Origin of the sequence: Anaerococcus sp. Marseille-Q7828, assembly GCF_949769285.1 — a bacterium.
In the GTDB taxonomy this organism is placed as follows: domain Bacteria; phylum Bacillota; class Clostridia; order Tissierellales; family Peptoniphilaceae; genus Anaerococcus.
Window position 1 is genome coordinate 1,841,062 of sequence record NZ_OX458331.1, and the last position, 21,608, is coordinate 1,862,669.

Here is a 21,608-nt window from a genome sequence, read left to right on the forward strand (position 1 = left end):
CACTTATCTGTTATAATTTAAGTATAGATACCTAGTTACTCAAGTAACTAAGTGACAAGGAGGGCATATGGATGGATTCTAACAAACTAATATTTGAACAAGTAGCAGAAATTGTTGAAAACCAAATCCTAGATGGTTACTTAAAAGCAGATGACCAGTCCCCTTCCACAACTGAGTTTGCAAATGTTTATTCTATAAACCCAGCAACAGCAAGAAAGGGACTCAATATTTTGGTTGATGAAGGAATACTGTACAAAAAGCGAGGCATGGGAATGTTTGTAACTCAAGATGCAAAAAAAATTATTATTAATAAAAGGAAAGATGAATATATAAGTAATATCTTGCCAGATCTAATAAAAAATATGACCATGCTTGGCATTACAAGAGAAGAATTGATAAAAGAAATTGACAAGCTTTATAAAAAAGAGGGAAATGATGATTAAATTAGAAAAAGTAAGTAAGTCTTATGGCAATAATATTGTTCTCGATAATATTGACTTATGTCTAGAAAATAATAGAATTTATGGACTTATAGGCAGAAATGGTGTTGGAAAAACTACATTAATGAAAATCCTTTCTGATCAGATAGTAAACTACCAGGGACAAATATACTATGAAGGTTCTAACATTAAAAACAACAACCTCTTAAAAGAAAATATAGTTTATATAGGCGAGGATTTCTTAACTTATAACTTAGAGGCACATAAGCTAATAAAGATTGTAGAATATATAAAATATTTATATCCACATTTTAACCAAGATAGATTTGACGAATTGACTAAACTTTTTAGAATAGATTTATTTGATAAATACAGAAAACTTTCCTTAGGAAACCAAAGCTTATTTAGAAATATTATAGCTTTATCATTGCAAGCTAAGTTTTTATTATTAGACGAACCTTCGGTTGGGCTGGACGAAATAAATAGGGATATGTTTTATCAAAAATTACTTGATTACCAAGAAATAGACGGCTCTACTATTGTAATCTCATCCCACATTTTATCAGATATAGAAAAAATAGTAACGGATATAGTTATATTAAATAGAGGAAAGATTATCGTAAATGATTCTATCAATGACATCTTGGAAAAATCAATAATTATAACAACTAATGAAGATTATATAAAATATTTTGAAAATAAAAATATTATCAAAAAAACTTATTTAGGAAAACAGGTCATTTTATATGCCTACGATAGGTTCACAGATAATGAAATTAGTACTATGAGAGAAATTTCTGATATTTCAAGATTGAATTTAAAAGAATTATTTTTAGCTTTAAGTAAGGAGGACTAAATGAATCGTTGTAAAAAAATTCTATCATTAGAGATTAAAGAATTTACAAGAAGCTACTTGAAGTTTTTAATAATAACATTGATTTTGGCATTGATTTTCTTTTCCTATAAAGCAAGTCCTGAAGTTAATGATTATTTAATGTCAATTAAAATCATAATTGCAAGTTTTATAATGTTTTTTGTGCTTCTTCATTTAGTTTTATCCACAGGAAAATCCATGCAAGATACTTTCATTATGGCCAACAAATTAGGCTATAAAAGGAAAAATATATCAGAGGCTTTGATTATCAAGGATTTGTTACTAATTTCAGTATCTACATTATTAATTTATTATCTAAGCAATTTTATAATTGAAAATGCAAAGCTAGTATCTTTTATAGAATTTAAAGATATAGAAAAAATAATTAGTAATTTGGGAAGTTTTGATAATGTATTAAGAATTTGCATAATATATATCAGTGTTTCTAATATATTTGCAAATATTGCATACCTTGTAAACTCAAATCCTCTTTCTGGATCAATTTTTGGAATGTTTATTTTATCCTTTTTCAAGGGAATATTTACAGGCCCAAATGCTTTAATTACTTCTACCATTTTCACATCAGTATTATTTATATTGGCTCAAATATTAAGATACTATGTTATAAATAAAGTAGACATAAAATCGTAAATTTTAAAAGAGATGACGACAATCATCTCTTTTTTTCTTTGATATATCCGCAATTTTCACAGCGAATTTCATCTACATTTCTATTTTTCTTGTGAACTAAAAGCTCTCCACATTCTGGGCATTTGTCTCCTGTTGGTGGATCCCATATAGCATAGTCGCAATCTGGATAGTTGTTGCAGGCATAGAATCTTTTGCCCTTTTTGCTGACTTTTTCTATAATCTCACCTGTATTACACTTTGGACAAGCTACTCCAGTTGTTTTTACAATTGATTTTGTAAAGTCACATTTTGGGAAATTGGTACAGCCTATAAATTTGCCGTTTCTACCGTGTTTTATGGCAAGATTACTTCCACATTTTGGACATTTCTCATCAAGAATTTTATCTTTGACCTTGTAGTCTGTATCATCTTTTTTGACATTCTTCATGTCCTTTTCAAATCCGGTATAGAAATTTGATAGAACATCTTTCCAATAAATCTCATGTTCGGCAATCTTATCCAGTTGGTCTTCCATTTCTGCAGTAAATTCGACGTTTATTACATCATCAAAGTTTTCTTGCAAGAAATCATTTACTGTAAATCCAAGTTCTGTTGGATATATTGACCTTCCTTCAAACTCTACATAGTTTCTATTAACTATTTGGTTGATAGTTGCAGAATATGTGGATGGACGGCCTATGCCAAATTCCTCCAATACTTTTACAAGGCTAGCCTCAGTGTACCTTGCTGGAGGATTTGTAAAGTGTTGGGCTTTTTCGATTTTTTTGGCAGATATTACATCTCCTTCTTTAAGCTCTGGCAATATATTTTGATCTTCAAAGCCTGGATTAATCTTGTTAAAACCTTCAAAAGTTGTAATCCTACCATTGGATTTAAAAATCAAGCCATTGTTATCAAAGGATACACTGGTTGATAGATACTCGTAATCTGTCATTTGTGATTGGACTATCCTAGTCCATATTAGCTTATATAGCTTGTATTGTGGATCTGATAGGTACTGTTTTACAGAAATAGGGTCCCTATAAATAGATGTAGGACGGATTGCCTCGTGGCCATCTTGGCTCCCTTTTTTCTTACCAGCGTGGGTGTTGCCCCTGCCTGCATATTCCTTGCCATATTTTTCGTTGATATATTTTAAAGACTCATTTACAATCTCTTGGCTGATTCTTGTAGCATCAGTTCTCATATATGAGATCAAACCAACAGAACCTTCACCTACGTCGATACCTTCAAATAGTTGTTGAGCAAGCTGCATGGTGTATTTGGTTGAGTAACCAAGTTTATTAGATGCATCTTGTTGGAGGGTTGATGTGGTATATGGTTTTGGTGGTTTTCTAGTTTTCTTTGTCTTTTTAACTTCAACAACCTTAAAGGAATCCTTATCAATTTTATCAAGAACCTTATTGGCGCCTGATTCGTTTGATATTTTCATCTTTTTACTAGGCTTGCCATAAAAGTCTGAAGTAAAATCAATCTTATCTACATTATGATTTGCTGTTATTGTCCAATACTCTTCTGGCACAAAAGCGTCAATTTCTCTTTGCTTATCTACAATAAGTTTAAGTGCAACAGATTGGACACGTCCTGCAGAAAGTCCTGATTTTACTCTCTTCCATAGGATTGGACTTATCTCATAGCCCACAATCCTATCCATGACACGTCTAGCTTGTTGGGCATCAACCAAGTTTTGGTCGATTTGCCTTGGATTTTTCATAGCATTTTTAACATTTTCTTTGGTAATCTCGTGAAACTCTACACGATTTTTCTCCTTTGGATCAAGACCCAAAAGATATTCCAAATGCCAGCTTATGGCCTCACCTTCCCTATCCGGGTCAGTTGCCAGATAAACTTTGTCTGCCTTTTGCGCTTCTTTTATAAGTTCATTTATAGTTTTTGCTCGTCCCCTAACCTTGATATATTCTGGTTCAAAGTTATTTTCTATATCAACACCAAATTTTGACTTTGGTAAATCTCTCAAGTGTCCTATGGTAGCCTTTACCTTGTAATTGCTACCAAGCATCTTGCCTATAGATTTTGCTTTGGTTGGGGATTCGACTATTACTAAGTTCTTTGCCAAAATCTCACCTCTTTACTGTGAATTCATTATTTCCTATATTTTCAATAAAATCTCTCAACTCAAGTGATGTTAAAAGATAATTTATTTCATCAATCTTAATCTTAAGTTCAGCTGATAATATATCTGCTGAGGAATTTGGATTTTCCTCGATATACTTTACTATATCTAGTTCATCTTTTTCAAGGCTAGAGTAATCTATTTCATTTTTACTGTTAGAATATTCCAATAGATAGTCCAATTCTTCTAAGATATCATCAGCACAAGTAATAAGCTTGGACCCTTCTTGAATCAATTTATTGGTACCCCTAGAGTATATAGAATTAATATTTCCAGGAACTGCAAATACTTCCTTTCCTTGGTCAAGAGCACACCTTGTAGTAATCATAGTACCTGATTTTTCTTTAGCTTCTATGACAACGGTAGCAAGAGATATGCCAGAGATTATCCTATTCCTTCTTGGGAAATTGTAGGATCTTGGTTCAGTTTCTAGGGGGAATTCTGATAAAATCAGTCCATCTTCTTCTAAGGCCTGGTACAATTTCCTATTCTGTTTGGGGTAAATTTTATCAATACCACAACCTATCACTCCTATAGACCTACCGGCTACTTCTAAAGTCGACTTGTGACACATAGCGTCTATGCCATAGGCAAGACCAGAAACAGTTGTAATTCCAGCCCTGCTTATGTCTTGACTAAGATTTTTGCAGGCCCATTTGCCATATTCTGTGCATTTTCTGGCACCTACAAAGGCAATGGAATTCTTGTCTTTTTCCCTATCGAGCCTTCCCTTATAAAAAAGCAAGGTCGGCCTATCATCTATGTATCTTAAGTTGAATGGATAGTCATCATCAAGAAAAGTCACATACGTATAGCCATACCTTTGAACTTTTTCATTATAAGACTTGAAACTTTCCAAATTTTTATTAGATACAATTTTCTCATAGGAAATGTCAGGAATAAAATCTAAGTCAATTCTTGATCTTTCAAATAAATCCTTAAAGCCTACTCTTTCATAGATTATATGAATAACCCTGTTGTCCAAGTATATGTAATTTAGATATAAAATAATTTCTCTATCGGTATATTCAGAATGCATTTTCTATATAGTTTATCTTTCTACTTTCAGTTAAAACTTCCACAACATCAAATCTCATCAAGTAATTATTGATATTATTCTCCATCATATACATCTGGCTAGCCTTGATAATCCTTTGCTGTTTGTGGTAGTTGACAGCTTCTCTAGGGTAGGAAAATTGGTATGACTTACGAGTTTTGACTTCGACAAAACAAATTATATCATCATTTAGGGCAATTATATCAATCTCACCATAGGGTTTTAGGTAATTACGGCATAGAATTTCGTAACCATTACTAGTCATATAGCTTACAGCCAAGTCTTCTCCAAAATCGCCAATTTTTCTTTTCTCATTCATAGAAAACTTTCCTGTCTTTGGTAGAATTTCCTCAAAAAGCTTTTCCTATGAATGGGTGTTGGACCATATTTTTCAAGACCCTCATAATGCTTTTTTGTTCCATAACCTACATTAGTTTGGAAAGAATAATGTGGGTAGATTTTTGAGAAGTTGATCATAATATCATCTCTTCTGATTTTGGCAAGTATTGATGCACAAGAGATGGCGTATTCATTGAGGTCTCCCTTTACAATATTTAGCTGGGGAATTTCTGTATCTATTCTTTCTGCATCTATAAGCAGTATATCTGGTTTGTTTTCCAAAGCTTCTACTGCATTTTTCATTGCAAGAAGAGTTGCTTGCCTGATATTTATCTCATCAATCAATCTGTTATTGGCATAGCCATAGGATACTTCTATAGCATCTTCCAAAATCTCATCTCTAAGACTTAGCATCTTTTTTCTACTAAGTTTTTTGGAATCTGTAACGCCTTCAATATGAGAATCCTTTTTCATAATAACAGCACAAGTTACAACAGGTCCTGCTAGAGGACCTCTGCCCACTTCATCAATGCCTGCAATCAAATTATAATGTTCATAGATTTCTTTTTTGATTTTCTCGTTGTAGTCTGAATATTTCATGGTCTTTCCAAACTAATTCTTCCAAGTTTTCCATTTCTAAAATCTGTAAGTATTATATTAGCTGTGCGAGTGTAATCAAAATCTCCACCCTTTGTAACAGCTCCCCTTTTTCTAGCAATATCTTCGTAGATGTCTAAGGCAGATTTTTTAGCATCTACCCCATAACGCTCTTGTAAATTTTCTGGATATTCTTCTTTCATTTTTTCCAAAAACTTAAGGGTAAGATCTTCTATATTTAGTATCTCATCTTTTATGGCGTGGGTGTATGATAGGTTTAAGCCTGTTTCTTCGTCAAATTTTGGCCACAAAACTCCCGGTGTATCCAATAATTCTATATTGGCATTTGTTTTGATCCATTGTTTGGTTTTTGTAACCCCTGGTCTATTACCTACATTGGCGCCCTTTCTTTTTGAAATATTATTTATAAAAGTTGACTTGCCAGCATTAGGAACCCCTACAATCATCATGCGAATTGTTTGATTTTCTATGTTTTTTTCTTTGTGCTTATCAAATTTCTCGCTCAAAGATTCTCTTGCTAAATCATAGATTTTTTTAGCATTTATATTTTCTTTGGAGTTCATTCTAATTGCAGATATTCCTCTGTTTTTGAATTCATCAATCCACTGACTAGTGATGCTCTTATCTGCAAGGTCAGCTTTGTTCATTATAATTATCCTAGGCTTATCACCAATGATTTCATCAAGCATGGGATTCCTGCTTGAAGAAGGTATTCTTGCATCTATTATTTCAAGGACAATATCTACAAGTTTTAGGTTGTTCTCTATATCCTCCTTGGTCTTTTTCATATGACCAGGATACCAATTTATATTCATTGCCATAATTTACCCCCTACATACTAGGTCTATTATATCAAAATTTCCTCAATAAAAAAGCTGTATGAATCATACAGCCAGAAATTTTTAATAATTTGTTTTTTCTTTAACTTTAGTAGCCTTACCTTGACGAGCTCTTAAGTAGTTTAGTTTAGCACGACGTACTTTACCATGTCTTGTTACTACTAATTTTTCAATTCTTGGTGAGTTGTATAGGAAGGTTCTTTCTACGCCTACACCGTAAGAAATTCTTCTTAGTGTGAATGCCTTGTTGATGCCACCTTCTTTGATTTTGATAACTGTTCCTTCAAAGTCTTGAAGTCTTGTTTTGTCACCTTCTTTGATTCTGTAAGATATTCTAACTGTATCACCTACGTTAAAGTCATATTGATCTTCACGTAAGTTTTCTTGTTCAATTTTTTTAATTAAATCCATTTTCATTCTCCTCTCTTAGGAATTTTTCATATAAGTCTGGTCTAACTTTTTTTGTTTTTGCTATTGCAGATTTTCTGTTCCATTGTTTGATTTTCTTATGGTCGCCACTTGTAAGCTCATTTGGAACTATGTATCCATTAAACTCTCGTGGCTTGGTGTATTCATCTTGCTGCAATAATATATTGTAGTGGGAATCTGTCTTTAGTGATTCCTCCTTGCCAACTACTCCATCAATAAATCTTGCCATTGAGTCTATTAGTACCATAGCAGGTATTTCTCCTCCTGTTAGGACATAGTCTCCTATGGATATTTCGTAGTCAACATAGTGATTGGTTATCCTTGCATCTATACCCTCATAGTGGCCACAAATGATTATAAGATCTTTAATCTCTGCAAAGTCGATTGCTAATTTCTGATTTAATACTCTCCCAGCAGCTGACATATAGGCTACTTTGGAGTTTGGTTTTTTTACAGACATTAATGCATCATATAATGGTTTTGGCTTCATTAGCATGCCCGCTGCTCCACCATAAACCGTATCATCAACGTGGTTGTGTTTATCGTTTGAAAAATCTCTTATATTTACAAGTTCTAATTCTAATAAACCTTTTGATATAGCTTTACCTATTACTCCATAAGTTTTCAAAAACTCAAAACTTTCTGGAAATAAAGTAAGGATTGTTATTTTATTCATAATCACTAAAATTTTCTATTTCTATAATATTCTTTTCAAAGTCAATATTTTTAGTTGTAGCATTTAAAGCTGGAAAATAAATTTCATCTTTATCTGTCTTTATAACATAAACATCATTGGGATATACACCTGTGATTACGTCTGTGATTTTGCCGACTTTTTGCCCATTGTCGTAAACATCAAGACCTATTAGTTTATAAACGTAGTACTCATCTTCTCCTAGTTCGCCTAGGTCAGCTTCATCTATGGTTATATCTTTGCCAACAAATTTGATGACATCATTAATGTCGTCATATTCTTCAAATTTTATAACCTTAAGTCCTTTTTGGTCAAAGGATGATTCAACTGTTAGTTCTTCATCATCGATAAGCAATTTTGCCCCAGTTTTAAACCTATTTTCATTATCACTAAGGCTTTTTATTTTAAGATTTCCTCTAATCCCATGAGTCGTTACAATCTCTGCTACACTTATCCTCATATTTTTATATTGACTTTAACATCTTCCTTTATAGCTGCTGATCTTGCTATGGTTCTGATAGAATTGATGATATTTCCTCTAACTCCTATAACACGACCCTTATCGCTATCTGCAACGTGGATTAGAATATTTACTTCTCCATCGTTACGATTTTCTTCGATTTCGACAGCTTCTTTATCTTCTACTAGCTCTTTTACGATTGTTTCTACTAATTCTTTCATAATCTTATGCTAATACATCATTGTCATTGAATAGCTTTTCAACAATTGATGTTGGTTTTGCACCATTTTTAATCCATTGTTTTGCTTTTTCATTGTCTACTTTGAATTCTTTTGGTTCGCTTACTGGATTGTAGTAACCAATTTCTTCGATAAATTTACCATCACGTGGACTTCTTGAATCTGCAACTACTACTCTGTAAAATGGTTTTTTCTTTTGTCCCATTCTTTTTAATCTAATTTTTACTGCCATTTTTCTTCCTTCCTTTTATAAAATTTGACCTATGATTACTTAGCTTCTACTAAAAAGGTAACTTAGGCATCCTAAATCCGCCTCTACCCTTTTTGCCTTTTGGATTCATATTAGAAACTTGTTTCATCATTTTCTTAAGTTCTTTAAATTGTTTTAACAGCTTGTTTAGCTCTCTGACATCTACACCGGATCCTTTTGATATACGCTCTTTTCGTCTTTTGCCTATGATTTCTGGCTTTTCACGCTCTTCTTTGGTCATAGAATTGATCAAAGCTTCGATTTTTACAAAGCCTGTGTCATCTACATTGACTTGTTTGAGCATTTTATTATTTACACCAGGAATCATTGCAAGTAAGTCTTCCAGAGGCCCCATATTTCTAATTTGATTTATCTGATCCATAAAATCATCTAGGGTAAATGTTTGATTTCTTAGCTTTTCTTCCAAAGCCTTGGCATTTTCCATATCGATTTGCGCTTCAGCTTTTTCGATTAAAGATAAGACATCACCCATGCCTAGGATTCTATTCGCCATCCTATCTGGATAGAAGGCTTCTAGGTCTTCTAGTTTTTCTCCAACTCCGACAAATTTGATTGGCTTGCCTACAACTTGTCTGATTGATAGGGCTGCACCACCTCTTGCATCACCGTCAAGCTTGGTGAGTATAACACCTGTGATATCAAGGTAGTCGTCGAAAGTTTTTGCCACATTAACTGCCTCTTGGCCAGTCATGGCATCTACTACTAGAAGGATCTCATCAGGCTTTGTTACTTCCTTGATTTTTTTAAGTTCATCCATAAGATCAGTATCTATTTGCAAACGACCAGCGGTATCAAGGATTACTGTGTCGTAATTGTTTGCCCTAGCATAATTTTTTGCTTCAAGGGCAATCTTTACTGGATCTTCTTTACCTTGTTCGAAAACAAAGGTATCTGCTTTTTTGCCGACAACTTTAAGTTGTTCTATTGCAGCGGGCCTATAAATATCTAGGGCTGCTAGCATTGGATTTCTATTTTCGCCTTTAAGCTTATAAACAAGCTTACCTGAGTGAGTTGTTTTACCTGAACCTTGGAGTCCCACCATCATCACAACGTGTGGGGTAGAACCTTTTAAATCTAATCTAGAATTTTCTTTACCCATCAAATTGGTAAGTTCTTCATTTACAATCTTAACCACCATTTGACCAGGAGTAAGGGATGTCATTACATCTTCGCCTAGGGATCTTTCTTTGACAGTCTTTACAAAGTCTTTTACCACCTTGTAGTTAACGTCTGCTTCTAGAAGTGAAAGTCTAATCTCCCTCATAGCGTTGTCGATGTCTTTTTCTGTTAATTTTCCTTTTCCGGTAAGTTTTCCAAGACTTTCTTGGAGCCTATCGGCTAGGCCTTCAAACACCATATTATCACTCCCTAAATTCTCTCAATTGTCTCTGTTATTTTCTCAATTGCTTCTTTGTTTTTTGAATTTTCCATCAGCTCTCTTATACTCGTAAGAGCATCTTTGAGCTCATCTTTTTTTTCTAGTAAAGAAAGCTCATCTTCAAACTCAAATAGCTTATCAACTGTCCTTGTCATCATGTCGGAAATTGCTTGTTTACTTTTATTGTTGTTTTCTGCAATCTCTTGTAAGGACAAGTCCTCGTTATAATAACAATTGATAACATCTCTTTGCTTTTCATTTAGTAGCGGTCCATATATGTCGTATAATTCAGCCACCTTAACAATTTTTTCCATAATCGGTCCTTACTTTTTATATTAAATTAAATTTAATATAATTAGCCTGTCAAGATAATTTCTTGACCTGTATATTATACACCCCTATAAATATCATGTCAAGGTTTTTTCTTGACTTATTTAAGCCTTGATTTTTTAATACTTTGCTTGAGTTTTTTTCACTAAAAAACTAGCAATATATTTACATAGTGCTAGTTTTAATTTTACCATTATGGTAGGTTTTTGAATGGATTTAGTGATCTACCATTTTCTCCATTACTTTCTATTTGATTTTCTGGTTTTGCTTGTTTGTACTCATCTACATTTGATGAGTCTATTGAGAATGTAAAGTCAAGATCCATTGATTTGCCATCTCTTAATACTGTAATAGTTGCCTTATCCCCTACCTTATAACTTAATAAGTTCTTTCTTAGTGAAAGCATATCAGTGACTTTGTTTCCATCTATGGCCGTAATCAAATCACCCTTTTTGAGAGTTTCACTATCATCAAATACGCTTGTTACAAATACACCTTCTTTGCCTTCTAGGTCGCCTAGATTTACTTGTGGGTATTGTAAGAAGTAGTCTAATGATTGTCCAGTTATGCCTAGGTATACTGAGTGGTATTCTCCACTTTCTTTGATTTGCTCAATAATTGGCTTTACTAGGTTTATTGGTATAGCAAATCCTATACCATCACTGTTACCGGCTTTTGCAGTATTGATTCCTATTTGCTCACCTTTTGAATTTAGTAGAGCTCCTCCAGAGTTTCCGGCATTTATAGCTGCATCTGTTTGCATCAAGCCGTCCATCTGAGCGCCTGTATTAAAGCTTACGCTCCTATTTAGACCTGATATTATACCAGATGTTACTGTTGATTGGAGTTGCAAGCCTAGTGGATTGCCTATGGCAACTACCCTATCGCCTACTCTCATTTTATCACTATCTCCTAGTTCCATTACTGGAAGGTCGTCTTTTTTTACTTTTACTATAGCTAGGTCTAGTGTTGCATCATTCCATACAAGGTCAGCTTCTGCTGTAGATCCATCGCTAAATAATACATTTATCTCACTTACATCTCCATCACTTACAACGTGAGAGTTTGTCACTATATAACCATCTGAACTTACTATTGATCCAGATCCTATACCTTCAGCATAGCCAGATTGTGGGCCCCAAAAAGTTTGTTCTACAACTTTTGATACTGTAGTAATTCCTACTACACTATCTATAGATTTTTTTACTACTACTGATTCCATAGATGGATCATCAGATATTTCTATTTTTTGTTTATTAGCTTTTGTATCAATATTTTCTTCTACTTTATTATTAGCTACATCCATATCTTGATTGTTGGATTTTACTGATATTGTCGTGGTTAATACATACACTAGTAAACCACCTACTATTGCTCCAAGCAAGGCACTTACAAATGATGGAAGGCCTTTCTTTCTCTTATCTTCTCTATTTGCCATAACTTTTCCTTTCTTTGTAGTTTACAATTCGTGTTTATGCTTATATATTACTTCTTTTATTGTTAAATTTACATAAAGAATAAAAGCAAATACATATCTTTATTTGACTTAATTGTAACTTATTAATATAATGAATGAAAAGATTAAGGAGGGTTTTATGACCAAATTTATCGCAGATTCATCCTTTTTCGAACTATTCCCAGATGCAAAAATTGGTGTAGTTATAGCAAAAGGTATTGAAAACAATGAATCTTCTAGTAGAGAAATAAAAGATATGCTTAATGAAGCAAACGAAAAAGCTTATGATTACTTAACTGAACCAGTTTTTTCTGAAAATAAAGTTATCAAAGTATGGAGAGATGCTTTCAAGAAATTCAAAACTAAAAAAGGTGCAAGATGCGCTATAGAAGCTCTACTTAAAAGAGTTGACAAGGGCAATCCAGTAGGTTCAATCAACCCATTAGTTGATATCTACAATGCTATTTCATTAACCTATGCTCTTCCAGTTGGATCAGAAGACTTTGATAATTTTGATGGCGATATGGTATTAAAAATCACCGAAGGAGGAGACAAATTCCAAGCTTTAGGTGATGATAGTGAATCTGAAACATATCCAGGAGAACTTGCATATGTGGATAATGCTGGAGCTATTTGCAGATGCTTTAACTGGAGAGATGGCGTTCGTACAATGATTACAGAAGATACAAAAAACGCTGTAGTTATCATGGAATCAGTAGATCCAGAAAGAGACGAAGACCATAAGGAAGCACTAAATGCTATGGCAGAAAGTTTAGAAAAATATCTAAACTGCCAAACAGAAATAAAAATTCTTACAAAAGATGATTCAGAAGTAACTTTGAAATAAAAATAATAAAGTGGATGCAAAACTTTTTATATAGTTGCGCATCCATTTTTTATACTCATTTGTCTAAGTCAGACTTTAGATATTCAATGGCATACTGGGCGTATAAAGCAGAGCTTAAGTTTAACTTATTGTCACATATATTAAACTTTTCACTATGGTTTGGATAGTTTTGCTCCTCATCTTCATGGCCTGTACCGATTAAAGCAAAAACTCCTGGTTTTTCTTGAATATAAAATGAGAAATCCTCTCCGCCCATATTTTTTGCCACTTCTATTATATTTTCTTTTCCATAAATCTTCTCTGCGGCAATTTTAGCAAGATTACTATGATCTTTAGAATTTATAGTCGGAAAACCAAAGTCTTCATAGAATATTTCCACGTCTGTACCATAGGCTCTGGCAGTATTTTCTACTATTTCTCTAAAGTCTTTTTGCAACTTTTCTTTAAATTCCGCTTTGAAGTACCTTATAGTACCAGTTAATTTGGCATGTTGTGGGATAATATTAAAGCTATCACCAGCATTGAATGTAGATACTGAACACACAACAGATTCATTTGCCCCATATCTCCTGGAAACTATAGTTTGTAAATTCATCACAATAGCCGAACCAATTACAACTGGATCAGTAGATTCCTCAGGATTGGCAGCATGGGATGATTTGCCATTGATTGTTATTTCAAATGAAGCATCTCCAGCCATAATTCCACCAGCTTGTACGGAAACTTTGCCATTTGGTATTGATGTAAATACATGAGCTCCAAATATATGGTCGATTTTTTCATACCAATCACCATTTCTCATCATATACTTCGCCCCATCATATTCTAGAGCAAGAACCTCTTCAGCAGGTTGAAATATCAAATAAATTGTTCCATAAAAATCATTTTTTATTTCATTTAAAATCTTTGCAGCCCCTAATAACATGGCTGTATGAGCATCGTGACCACAAGCGTGCATTACTCCATCATTTGTTGATGCAAATTCTAAATTAGTCTTCTCATTTACTGGTAGCGCATCCATATCAGCCGTAGGGCTATTGTCTTACCAGGATTCTTACCATGTATTACACCAATTACTCCAATATTCTTTTCACTGACAATTTCATTTTCAATACCCATCTTATCAAGTTCTTCTTTTACTAATTTGCTTGTGGCAAATTCTTGGTTTGATAATTCTGGATGTTGGTGTATATAACGTCTTTTTTCAATTACATAAGCTTTAATATCTTCTAAATAATCATTAACTTGCAAATTTCCCTCCAAAAATGTTCCTAGCAATCAGTAAGTCTATTGTTAAATTTATTCTTTATTTATCTTCTACCCTAATTTTTCCAATTAAAAAACCACCAATTCACAAAAGGAATTGATGGCTTATATTTTTCTACTTAGAATACCATCATACAAATTGATAGTATTACAATATTTAGAATCATTACTATAAAGAATGGTTTTTTAACCCATTTTAGGTATGTTGAGTATTCTACTCTAGCAGCTGCAAGTCCACCCATTACTACCCCTGATGTTGGAGTAACAAAGTTTATAAGACCGCAAGCTCCACAGAATATCATAATCATAATGCTTGGGTTAAATCCAAGTGCATTTGCAAGTGATCCCATTACTGGAATAGAAAGTGCTGCTAGTCCTGATGTAGATGGTACTAAGAAACTTAGTAGCATGTATACTAGGTATGCAAGTGGTACAAATACAAATGCTGGTACACCTCTTAGTAATCCACTAGCTTTATCTAGGATAAAGAAGTCAAGGTGAGTTTGATTCATTACAACTGTAATACCACGAGCTACAGCTATAATTAGAGCTACTGATAGTAGGTCTGCTGCACCTGCCATAAATGTATCAATAAATTCTTTTTCACTCATACGAGCAACTATAGCAATTACGATACTTGCAAGGATAAACCAAGCGCCTAATTCAGCAAAATACCAATAACCTAAAGGTTGTCCAGTTAAGAATTTTGACCAACCAAAGGCATTCATATAAGCATCTTCATCGCCTGCAAAGTTGATATCAACATATGAGATAAGAGATAGAATCATTACTACAAATGCAATTGCAAACACTATAAGTACGTGTTTGTGTTGTTTAGTAAATACAAGACCTTGGTCTTTTTCTTTACCGTAAACTTCGTCCATTTCAGCTAGTTCATCTGAGCTTAGAACTGTATTAGCTCTATTTTCTTGAACCTTTTTAGCATAAGAAATTACGAATTTTGCAACTACTGCTAGTGTTGTTAACCAAAGTATAACACCTACAATCATTATAGTTGTAGCATTTGGTTCAATACCTACAGATGAAAGTGCGCCCATAGCTGCACCTGTTGCAAATGGGTTGATTGTGGAACCTAATACACCAGCTCCAGCACCTAATAGTACAGTACCTGCAGCTACTGCTGTATCAAATCCTGCAGCAACCATTGCTGCTGTAATTAATGGATAGAAACCAATTGTTTCTTCTGCCATACCATAAGTTGTTCCACCGAGTGAGAATAAAAACATTAAAATGCCGATAAGTTTATTTTCTTTACCCTTCATTTTGCCAACTAGGTTATAAATTCCTGCTTCAAGAGCTCCTGTTGACATCATTGTTCCGATGAAACCACCTATACCAAAGATGAAGATGATAAGATCAGCTGCGTTCATGAAACCATTTGGTATAGCCATAACAAAATCTGATAGATGTGCACTTTGAACTGCAACAGTTCCACCACTGTTTACTGTATCTATCATTTCTCCGTATTTTTCTGGATCTAGAGATTCTATAATGCTAGAACTGATTGGAGATCCATTCAAAAACAATGAAAATAGACAAACAACAGCAAGAACTATCATCAGTATTGAGAAAGCGCTAAGAGAACGTTTTTTCTTTTTCCCCTTATTTTCTGTCATTTTGCCCCTCCTTATATTTTATTTTGTTATTATTTTTTTATGATTGTTCCTGTTTGTCCTTTTAAAGCTTCAGCTGCTTTTTCTAAAGAAGTAATAAGAGCAATGCCATTTTCAGTGTTTTCAACAAATTCCATACAAGCTTCTACTTTTGGTAGCATTGAGCCTTTTGCGAATTGTTCTTCACCGATATATTTTTTAGCTTCTTCTAGGGTCATTTCTTTGATAGCTTCTTCATTTTCTTTACCAAAGTTAATCATAACTTGGTCAACTGCTGTAAGGATTACAAGCATATCAGCTTTTAATTCTTCAGCAAGTAGGGCAGAAGATCTATCTTTGTCGATTACTGCTGGGATTCCTTCTAGTTTGTCTTCTTTATTGATTACTGGAATTCCACCACCACCAACTGTTATAACGATATTGTCATTTTCAATTAAGCTATTTACAACATCAAGTTCTACAATTTCCTTTGGAATAGGACTTGCAACAACTCTTCTGTATCCACGACCAGAATCTTCTACAAAGGTGTATCCTTTTTCTTTAGCTATTTCGTCAGCTTCTTCTTTAGTCATGAATGAACCGATTGGTTTTGTTGGATTTTTGAATGCTTCGTCTTTTTCATCAACTAGTACTTGAGTTAATACTGTAGCAACATTTTTGTTGATGCCACGTTTTTTAAGTTCGTTTCTTACTGATTGTTGAAGATGATATCCAATATATCCTTGGCTCATAGCTCCACATTCTGGGAAAGGCATAGCTGGTGTACCAGCTCCATTTAATGCTGCATATTCGAAAGCATTGTTAATCATGCCAACTTGTGGACCATTACCATGGCCTATTGCAAGATCATATTCTTCTGATAAATCTACAATTGATTCAGCTGTCTTTGTTACTAATTCTAATTGCTCTTCAGGGGTATTGCCTAAAGCATTACCCCCAAGAGCGATAACTAATCTTTTTTTGCTCATTTAGTTTCCTTATTTAAGTGTTGCATACATTACAGCTTTGATTGAGTGCATTCTGTTTTCAGCTTCATCAAATACTTTTGATTTGTTTGAAAGGAATACATCATCTGTAACTTCCATGCCGTTTAGTTCGTATTTGTCACCGAATTTTTCATAAACTTCTTCACCGATTGTTGTTTTTAAATCGTGGAATGATGGTAGGCAGTGCATAAAGATTGCATCTTCATCAGCCATATCCATTACTTTTTGGTTTACTTGGTATGGGTGAAGTTGTTCAATTCTTTGTTCCCAAACTTCATCTGGTTCTCCCATTGATACCCAAATATCTGTGTAAAGAACGTGTGCACCTTTTACGCCTTCTTCAACATCTTCTGTGAAGTTTACTGTTGATCCGTGAACAGCTGCATATTCTTTTGCTTCTGCTATTAATTCTTCTGTTGGCCATAATTCTTTTGGACCACAACCTGTATAGTTAACACCAAGTTTAGCACATGTGATTAATAGTGAGTTTGATACGTTGTTTCTGCAGTCACCCATGAATACAAAGTTTAGTCCTTTTAGGTATCCAAAGTTTTCTTTGATTGTCATCATATCAGCAATCATTTGTGTTGGGTGGAAGTCATCTGTTAGACCATTCCATACTGGAACACCTGAGTTATCTGCTAGAGCTTGAACTAATTCTTGATCAAATCCTCTGTATTCGATACCATCATAGAATCTTCCAAGTACTTTTGCTGTATCTTCAATAGATTCTTTTTTACCCATTTGGCTTGAACCTGGATCTAGATATGTTACACCCATTCCTAGATCATAACCAGCTACTTCAAATGAGCAACGTGTTCTTGTAGATGTTTTTTCAAATAATAGAACGATGTTTTTACCTTCTAGGTATCTGTGTGGTGTTCTTGTTAATTTAAGATTTTTAAATTGAGCAGATAGGTCTAATAGGTAGTTGATTTCTGCTTCTGTGTAATCACTTAATGTTAGGAAAGATCTTCCTTGTAAATTTACTGGCATATTTGTATCTCCTTATAGTTTTATTTATAGTTTTATTTTAATTTATTCTCTTTTATTTTGCAATATTAATTAGTCTAGGCTTCTTACAAATGGCATTGTCATACATCTTGGACCACCACGACCTACTGTTAGGTTTGATGCGTCTAGTTCATGTATTTTGATTCCTGCTTCTTTAAGTGCAGCATTTGTTACTGTATTTCTCTTATAAACAACTACTTCACCTGGAGCTATTGTTAGTGTGTTTGATCCGTCATTCCATTGTTCACGTTCAGCAGCGATTGGATCACCATTACCACATGGGATTAGTCTAACTTTTTCAACTCCTGCAATTTCAGCTAAGATTTCTTCAAATTCACCAGATTTTTCTTCGATGTTTAGATCGTTGTCACCTTTTGTGATTTTATAGATTTTTAGTGTTTGCATGATTCCTGGGTGGAATGTAAATGCATCATGGTCAATTCTTGTAAATACAGTATCTAAGTGCATGAATGCTCTATTTACAGGGATGTTTAACGCATAAATTTTTTCAATTTTGCTTTCTTCTTCACCAAAGAAGATATTTTTAGCTAGTTCTTGGATAGCTTCATATTGTGTTCTTTGAGAAATACCAATTAATAGTGTTGTATCAGATATGATTAGTTCGTCTCCACCTTCGATGTGGTATTCTTTTCCTCTACCATAGTAGTTTGGAACTTGACCTTTATAATCATTGTGATATCTCATTACATAATCACCATAGATTGTTTCTCTGTTACGTGTTTCAGCATACATTGTGTTGATTGAAACGCCGTTACCAATTGTTGCAAATGGGTCTCTTGTGAAGTATAGGTTTGGCATTGGATTGATTGCAAGGTAGTTTCCTTTTTCACCCATTGTTTTAAGTTCTTCTTCACTGAAGTGACCAATTTCTAGTAGTGTGATACCAGCCATAGTTTTTTCAACAAATTCTTTAGTATCAGAAATACCTTCTAGTAGTTCTCTAGATTTTTTAAGAATTTCTTCATCTGTAACACCTGTTTCTTCAAGGTATTGGTCTAAGAATTGTTCTCTTAATCCTTCGTTTTGGTCAAGTGCTTCAGCAACTAAATCTTCAAGATAAAGTACTTCAACGCCGTTATCTCTAAGAATGTCTGTGAATCTATCGTGTTCTTCTTGAGCAAGTTTTAAATCTGGAATATCATCAAATAATAATTCTTCCAATGTGTTTGGAGTTAGGTTTAATAATTCATCTCCTGGTCTGTGTACTAAAACTTTTTCAAGTTTATTAATTTCGCTTGTTACTTGTATAGCTGTCATTAAAATCCTCCTAAAAATTTTGGGAAACATTTTCCCTTACACATATATTATATGACATTCCAAAATTAAATGTAGGACATTTTCGAACTGATTAGTTGTAAAAAAAGATATATTATATAGAACCTTCACTAAAATATGTGGTAAAATTGTAGTATACTTATTGTAAGGAGATAGAATGAGTAATACACGTTTAGAAGGAAAATTTGAATCCCACTTAGATTTATCCAGTCTTCTGACATATGAATATGAATTTGAAAGCTCCAATACAAAGCCAATGATTCACCAACAAGCACGCTTTCTACTATGCACAAAAGGTTCCGGGAAAATAACCCTAAACTCAAAAGAGTACGAAGTAAGAAAGAGATCTATCATTCTAATAGTGCCATGGGACATAACAGAAATCACACAGGTTGATGAACAATTAGAATTTATTAAAATTGTATTTAATTACAGTGCTTTCACAGAATATTTATCAGACCTAGAGATATTTACAGAAAAAAACAGCTCTTTTTATTCAGAAATAGAAGATAATAGAATAAAATACTTAAATGATATAGAATTTAAGAGCATTCTAAGAACAATGAAAAAATTTAGGGCTGAAGTTGGAGATATTTCTATATATCATACACCTAATAAGGATAACTTTTCTAGAATTTATTTACTAGCATTATTAGTAGAATTGACTATTGAATTCCTTAGATCTATAAATGTAACTGAAGAAATTGATAGCAAAGAGAAATCAGTCAACATAAATGAAATATTAAGTTATATGTACGCACATTTGGCCGATAAACTAACACTAGAAAAAGTATCATCAGTGTTTTTTATGAGCAAATCATCTATGGCCAAATATTTGAAAGAAAGTATCAACTATACATTCAAAGAATTATTAGATGATATGAAATTTTCAAAATCAGTAGATTTGCTAGCCTATACCTCATTAACGCTTAGTGAGATTGCAAGCGAAGTTGGTTATAATGACGATTCCCACTTCATAAACTCTTTCCTACAAAGGGAGAAAGTTACACCAAGTGAATTTAGAGAAGATTATCTACACACAGAAAATAGACTAAAGCTATTTGAATCAGACACTAAAAAAGATCTCATTAGATATATAGAAAATAATTTTAGAGACGAAGAATTGTCCATATCACTAGTATCCAAGAAATTTAATATGACAACTTCATCTGTAAACAAAATCCTAAACTTCCAATTCGAGAAAAACTTTACAGAGTATTTAAATTATCTTAGAGTAACTGAAGCGGCAAATTTACTAAAAACGACCGATGAGCCAATTGAAGATATAGCAATAAAAGTGGGATTTAACAACAGCAGAACATTTAGAAGAGCATTTAATCAGATAATACAAATAACCCCATCAAATTTTAGAAAAAATATTAACCTTCAACAATATGATGGAACTATAATGTAATAGAAGTAAAAAGATTCATCTAAAAATGTGACACAAAAAAATATTGAAATATATAAAGTAAAACTCTTACAAGTAAAATAATTGTAAGAGTTTTTTATATTTAGCTCTTAATATACTATTAAAATAAATCAAGCTTTTGAACTGATTGTTTATTATAATAATCGTATATATTTAATAGTTGCAGAATTTCTTTTAATGATAAAGTAATATCAATAGAAAATATATAATATTTAAAATAGTCAATGGAAAATATCGTATAAAAAATCGAATTAAATGATAAATTGTAGAGAAATGAGATCGGAAATTTTTGCAAATTTCATGTCGTCGTAACAAATATCGTAACAAGAAAATAAAAAAGCCCTCGCAAACGTTGAAATTGCAAGGGTTGTAAAATTATGGCGTACCATTGAGGATTCGAACCCCAGGCCTTCTGGTCCGTAGCCAGACGCTCTATCCAGCTGAGCTAATGGTACATACAAAATATTCTATTTAAAATAAATGGCGCGCCTGGGAGGAATCGAACCCCCGACACACGGATTAGAAGTCCGTTGCTCTATCCAGCTGAGCTACAGGCGCATAACTTGATTTCTTTTATTATAACACCAATGTGAAATTAATGCAAGAGAAATTTCAAATAACTATAAAATGTTAAATTGGAGCGGATGACGAGATTCGAACTCGCGACCCTCGCCTTGGCAAGGCGATGCTCTACCACTGAGCCACATCCGCATATATCTTGTGAATTTTATTTTATAAATAATGCTCCTCTAGCTACACGGGCTTTTCTTGCTTCACAAGACCATTCCATGGAGGGTCCTCCCCTAGCCGGACGGGCTTATTTGGAGCTGATGATAGGACTTGAACCTACAACCTATTGATTACAAATCAATTGCTCTGCCAATTGAGCTACATCAGCGCTATATTTTCCATTACAAAAATTTA

Annotated in this window: 24 protein-coding genes and 4 tRNA genes; 5 read left to right on the top strand and 23 right to left on the bottom strand. The window is 33.5% G+C overall.

All coding sequences use genetic code 11. The annotated features are described in order from the left end of the window. Positions 1 to 71: 71 nt before the first annotated feature. Genes QNH69_RS08795 through QNH69_RS08805 form a run of 3 tightly spaced genes read left to right on the top strand, consistent with a single transcriptional unit; the run spans position 72 to position 1,965 of the window. Positions 72 to 443, top strand: coding sequence for a GntR family transcriptional regulator (locus QNH69_RS08795; RefSeq protein ID WP_282930101.1), 372 nt, complete (start codon positions 72 to 74; stop codon positions 441 to 443). Further along, positions 436 to 1,296, top strand: a complete 861-nt coding sequence (locus QNH69_RS08800; RefSeq protein WP_282930102.1) for an ABC transporter ATP-binding protein — start codon at positions 436 to 438, stop codon at positions 1,294 to 1,296. The genes QNH69_RS08795 and QNH69_RS08800 overlap by 8 nt, the downstream gene beginning before the upstream one ends. After that, a complete protein-coding gene (locus tag QNH69_RS08805) occupies positions 1,297 to 1,965 on the top strand; it encodes a hypothetical protein (RefSeq protein WP_282930103.1) in 669 nt (222 codons plus the stop codon). Between the two features lie 22 nt (positions 1,966 to 1,987). On the opposite strand, the gene topA is transcribed toward QNH69_RS08805, so the two are convergent. The 13 genes from topA to QNH69_RS08870 all read right to left on the bottom strand — a co-directional run bounded on the left by topA (position 1,988) and on the right by QNH69_RS08870 (position 12,191). Further along, positions 1,988 to 4,042 (bottom strand): type I DNA topoisomerase, encoded by a 2,055-nt coding sequence (topA, locus tag QNH69_RS08810; RefSeq protein ID WP_282930104.1) that lies wholly within the window; start codon positions 4,040 to 4,042, stop codon positions 1,988 to 1,990. 4 nt (positions 4,043 to 4,046) lie between these two features. Then, positions 4,047 to 5,138 (bottom strand): DNA-processing protein DprA, encoded by a 1,092-nt coding sequence (gene dprA, locus QNH69_RS08815; protein WP_282930105.1) that lies wholly within the window; start codon positions 5,136 to 5,138, stop codon positions 4,047 to 4,049. Beyond that, positions 5,128 to 5,475, bottom strand: a complete 348-nt coding sequence (locus QNH69_RS08820) for a YraN family protein (protein ID WP_282930106.1) — start codon at positions 5,473 to 5,475, stop codon at positions 5,128 to 5,130. The genes dprA and QNH69_RS08820 overlap by 11 nt, the downstream gene beginning before the upstream one ends. After that, positions 5,472 to 6,095, bottom strand: coding sequence for a ribonuclease HII (locus tag QNH69_RS08825; protein WP_282930107.1), 624 nt, complete (start codon positions 6,093 to 6,095; stop codon positions 5,472 to 5,474). The genes QNH69_RS08820 and QNH69_RS08825 overlap by 4 nt, the downstream gene beginning before the upstream one ends. Next, positions 6,092 to 6,928: a ribosome biogenesis GTPase YlqF gene (gene ylqF, locus QNH69_RS08830; RefSeq protein ID WP_282930200.1), complete on the bottom strand. Its 837-nt coding sequence runs from the start codon at positions 6,926 to 6,928 to the stop codon at positions 6,092 to 6,094. Before ylqF ends, QNH69_RS08825 begins: the two co-directional genes overlap by 4 nt. 87 nt (positions 6,929 to 7,015) lie before the next feature. Beyond that, the gene (gene rplS / locus QNH69_RS08835) at positions 7,016 to 7,363 is read right to left on the bottom strand and encodes a 50S ribosomal protein L19 (protein WP_282930108.1); all 348 of its coding nucleotides are present in this window, start codon (positions 7,361 to 7,363) and stop codon (positions 7,016 to 7,018) included. After that, positions 7,350 to 8,057: a tRNA (guanosine(37)-N1)-methyltransferase TrmD gene (trmD, locus tag QNH69_RS08840; RefSeq protein WP_282930109.1), complete on the bottom strand. Its 708-nt coding sequence runs from the start codon at positions 8,055 to 8,057 to the stop codon at positions 7,350 to 7,352. Before trmD ends, rplS begins: the two co-directional genes overlap by 14 nt. Then, positions 8,050 to 8,535: a ribosome maturation factor RimM gene (gene rimM, locus QNH69_RS08845; RefSeq protein ID WP_282930110.1), complete on the bottom strand. Its 486-nt coding sequence runs from the start codon at positions 8,533 to 8,535 to the stop codon at positions 8,050 to 8,052. Before rimM ends, trmD begins: the two co-directional genes overlap by 8 nt. After that, positions 8,532 to 8,756, bottom strand: a complete 225-nt coding sequence (locus tag QNH69_RS08850; RefSeq protein ID WP_282930111.1) for a KH domain-containing protein — start codon at positions 8,754 to 8,756, stop codon at positions 8,532 to 8,534. Before QNH69_RS08850 ends, rimM begins: the two co-directional genes overlap by 4 nt. 4 nt (positions 8,757 to 8,760) lie before the next feature. Next, positions 8,761 to 9,006 carry a 30S ribosomal protein S16 gene (rpsP, locus tag QNH69_RS08855; RefSeq protein WP_044565934.1) on the bottom strand — a complete coding sequence of 82 codons (246 nt, stop codon included), beginning with the start codon at positions 9,004 to 9,006 and terminating at the stop codon, positions 8,761 to 8,763. 49 nt (positions 9,007 to 9,055) lie between these two features. After that, positions 9,056 to 10,402, bottom strand: a complete 1,347-nt coding sequence (gene ffh / locus QNH69_RS08860) for a signal recognition particle protein (protein WP_044565933.1) — start codon at positions 10,400 to 10,402, stop codon at positions 9,056 to 9,058. Positions 10,403 to 10,413: 11 nt separating this feature from the next. Beyond that, positions 10,414 to 10,737, bottom strand: a complete 324-nt coding sequence (gene ylxM / locus QNH69_RS08865) for a YlxM family DNA-binding protein (RefSeq protein WP_044565932.1) — start codon at positions 10,735 to 10,737, stop codon at positions 10,414 to 10,416. A gap of 209 nt (positions 10,738 to 10,946) precedes the next feature. Next, the gene (locus tag QNH69_RS08870) at positions 10,947 to 12,191 is read right to left on the bottom strand and encodes a trypsin-like peptidase domain-containing protein (protein WP_282930112.1); all 1,245 of its coding nucleotides are present in this window, start codon (positions 12,189 to 12,191) and stop codon (positions 10,947 to 10,949) included. Positions 12,192 to 12,348: 157 nt separating this feature from the next. On the opposite strand from QNH69_RS08870, the gene QNH69_RS08875 reads away from it, so the two are divergent. Continuing rightward, positions 12,349 to 13,056 (top strand): B3/4 domain-containing protein, encoded by a 708-nt coding sequence (locus QNH69_RS08875; RefSeq protein WP_282930113.1) that lies wholly within the window; start codon positions 12,349 to 12,351, stop codon positions 13,054 to 13,056. A 55-nt stretch (positions 13,057 to 13,111) separates the two neighbouring features. Here QNH69_RS08875 and QNH69_RS08880 read toward each other — a convergent pair whose 3' ends face one another. From QNH69_RS08880 to arcA, 6 genes are all read right to left on the bottom strand, one after another. Further along, positions 13,112 to 14,077: an amidohydrolase gene (locus tag QNH69_RS08880; protein WP_282930114.1), complete on the bottom strand. Its 966-nt coding sequence runs from the start codon at positions 14,075 to 14,077 to the stop codon at positions 13,112 to 13,114. Further along, on the bottom strand, positions 14,059 to 14,307 hold the full coding sequence (locus QNH69_RS08885) for a hypothetical protein (protein WP_282930115.1): 249 nt from the start codon (positions 14,305 to 14,307) through the stop codon (positions 14,059 to 14,061). The genes QNH69_RS08880 and QNH69_RS08885 overlap by 19 nt, the downstream gene beginning before the upstream one ends. A 134-nt stretch (positions 14,308 to 14,441) precedes the next feature. After that, complete coding sequence (locus QNH69_RS08890; RefSeq protein ID WP_282930116.1) at positions 14,442 to 15,959, bottom strand: YfcC family protein; 1,518 nt, start codon at positions 15,957 to 15,959, stop codon at positions 14,442 to 14,444. Positions 15,960 to 15,988: 29 nt separating this feature from the next. Further along, a complete protein-coding gene (arcC, locus tag QNH69_RS08895; RefSeq protein ID WP_282930117.1) occupies positions 15,989 to 16,924 on the bottom strand; it encodes a carbamate kinase in 936 nt (311 codons plus the stop codon). Positions 16,925 to 16,933: 9 nt separating this feature from the next. Beyond that, positions 16,934 to 17,938, bottom strand: coding sequence for an ornithine carbamoyltransferase (gene argF, locus QNH69_RS08900; protein WP_282930118.1), 1,005 nt, complete (start codon positions 17,936 to 17,938; stop codon positions 16,934 to 16,936). Between the two features lie 69 nt (positions 17,939 to 18,007). Beyond that, the gene (gene arcA / locus QNH69_RS08905; protein WP_044565926.1) at positions 18,008 to 19,234 is read right to left on the bottom strand and encodes an arginine deiminase; all 1,227 of its coding nucleotides are present in this window, start codon (positions 19,232 to 19,234) and stop codon (positions 18,008 to 18,010) included. Positions 19,235 to 19,409: 175 nt separating this feature from the next. Between arcA and QNH69_RS08910 the strand changes: the two genes are divergently transcribed. Then, positions 19,410 to 20,666, top strand: a complete 1,257-nt coding sequence (locus QNH69_RS08910) for an AraC family transcriptional regulator (RefSeq protein WP_282930119.1) — start codon at positions 19,410 to 19,412, stop codon at positions 20,664 to 20,666. Positions 20,667 to 21,062: 396 nt separating this feature from the next. On the opposite strand, the gene QNH69_RS08915 is transcribed toward QNH69_RS08910, so the two are convergent. The 4 genes from QNH69_RS08915 to QNH69_RS08930 all read right to left on the bottom strand — a co-directional run bounded on the left by QNH69_RS08915 (position 21,063) and on the right by QNH69_RS08930 (position 21,582). After that, a tRNA-Arg gene (locus tag QNH69_RS08915) sits at positions 21,063 to 21,139 on the bottom strand. A 26-nt stretch (positions 21,140 to 21,165) separates the two neighbouring features. Then, positions 21,166 to 21,242 (bottom strand) — tRNA-Arg (locus QNH69_RS08920). 78 nt (positions 21,243 to 21,320) lie between these two features. Further along, positions 21,321 to 21,395: transfer RNA gene (locus tag QNH69_RS08925), tRNA-Gly, on the bottom strand. Between the two features lie 111 nt (positions 21,396 to 21,506). Continuing rightward, positions 21,507 to 21,582: transfer RNA gene (locus QNH69_RS08930), tRNA-Thr, on the bottom strand. Between the last annotated feature and the right edge of the window lie 26 nt (positions 21,583 to 21,608).

Excerpts from the sequence above, each read along its gene's own strand:
- QNH69_RS08795 (WP_282930101.1), top strand. The coding sequence starts at position 72 with ATGGATTCTAACAAACTAATATTTGAACAAGTAGCAGAAATTGTTGAA.
- QNH69_RS08800 (WP_282930102.1), top strand. The coding sequence starts at position 436 with ATGATTAAATTAGAAAAAGTAAGTAAGTCTTATGGCAATAATATTGTT.
- QNH69_RS08805 (WP_282930103.1), top strand. The coding sequence starts at position 1,297 with ATGAATCGTTGTAAAAAAATTCTATCATTAGAGATTAAAGAATTTACA.
- dprA (WP_282930105.1), bottom strand. The coding sequence starts at position 5,138 with ATGCATTCTGAATATACCGATAGAGAAATTATTTTATATCTAAATTAC.
- QNH69_RS08820 (WP_282930106.1), bottom strand. The coding sequence starts at position 5,475 with ATGAATGAGAAAAGAAAAATTGGCGATTTTGGAGAAGACTTGGCTGTA.
- QNH69_RS08825 (WP_282930107.1), bottom strand. The coding sequence starts at position 6,095 with ATGAAATATTCAGACTACAACGAGAAAATCAAAAAAGAAATCTATGAA.
- ylqF (WP_282930200.1), bottom strand. The coding sequence starts at position 6,928 with ATGAATATAAATTGGTATCCTGGTCATATGAAAAAGACCAAGGAGGAT.
- rplS (WP_282930108.1), bottom strand. The coding sequence starts at position 7,363 with ATGGATTTAATTAAAAAAATTGAACAAGAAAACTTACGTGAAGATCAA.
- trmD (WP_282930109.1), bottom strand. The coding sequence starts at position 8,057 with ATGAATAAAATAACAATCCTTACTTTATTTCCAGAAAGTTTTGAGTTT.
- rimM (WP_282930110.1), bottom strand. The coding sequence starts at position 8,535 with ATGAGGATAAGTGTAGCAGAGATTGTAACGACTCATGGGATTAGAGGA.
- QNH69_RS08850 (WP_282930111.1), bottom strand. The coding sequence starts at position 8,756 with ATGAAAGAATTAGTAGAAACAATCGTAAAAGAGCTAGTAGAAGATAAA.
- rpsP (WP_044565934.1), bottom strand. The coding sequence starts at position 9,006 with ATGGCAGTAAAAATTAGATTAAAAAGAATGGGACAAAAGAAAAAACCA.
- ffh (WP_044565933.1), bottom strand. The coding sequence starts at position 10,402 with ATGGTGTTTGAAGGCCTAGCCGATAGGCTCCAAGAAAGTCTTGGAAAA.
- ylxM (WP_044565932.1), bottom strand. The coding sequence starts at position 10,737 with ATGGAAAAAATTGTTAAGGTGGCTGAATTATACGACATATATGGACCG.
- QNH69_RS08870 (WP_282930112.1), bottom strand. The coding sequence starts at position 12,191 with ATGGCAAATAGAGAAGATAAGAGAAAGAAAGGCCTTCCATCATTTGTA.
- QNH69_RS08875 (WP_282930113.1), top strand. The coding sequence starts at position 12,349 with ATGACCAAATTTATCGCAGATTCATCCTTTTTCGAACTATTCCCAGAT.
- QNH69_RS08880 (WP_282930114.1), bottom strand. The coding sequence starts at position 14,077 with ATGGATGCGCTACCAGTAAATGAGAAGACTAATTTAGAATTTGCATCA.
- QNH69_RS08890 (WP_282930116.1), bottom strand. The coding sequence starts at position 15,959 with ATGACAGAAAATAAGGGGAAAAAGAAAAAACGTTCTCTTAGCGCTTTC.
- arcC (WP_282930117.1), bottom strand. The coding sequence starts at position 16,924 with ATGAGCAAAAAAAGATTAGTTATCGCTCTTGGGGGTAATGCTTTAGGC.
- argF (WP_282930118.1), bottom strand. The coding sequence starts at position 17,938 with ATGCCAGTAAATTTACAAGGAAGATCTTTCCTAACATTAAGTGATTAC.
- arcA (WP_044565926.1), bottom strand. The coding sequence starts at position 19,234 with ATGACAGCTATACAAGTAACAAGCGAAATTAATAAACTTGAAAAAGTT.
- QNH69_RS08910 (WP_282930119.1), top strand. The coding sequence starts at position 19,410 with ATGAGTAATACACGTTTAGAAGGAAAATTTGAATCCCACTTAGATTTA.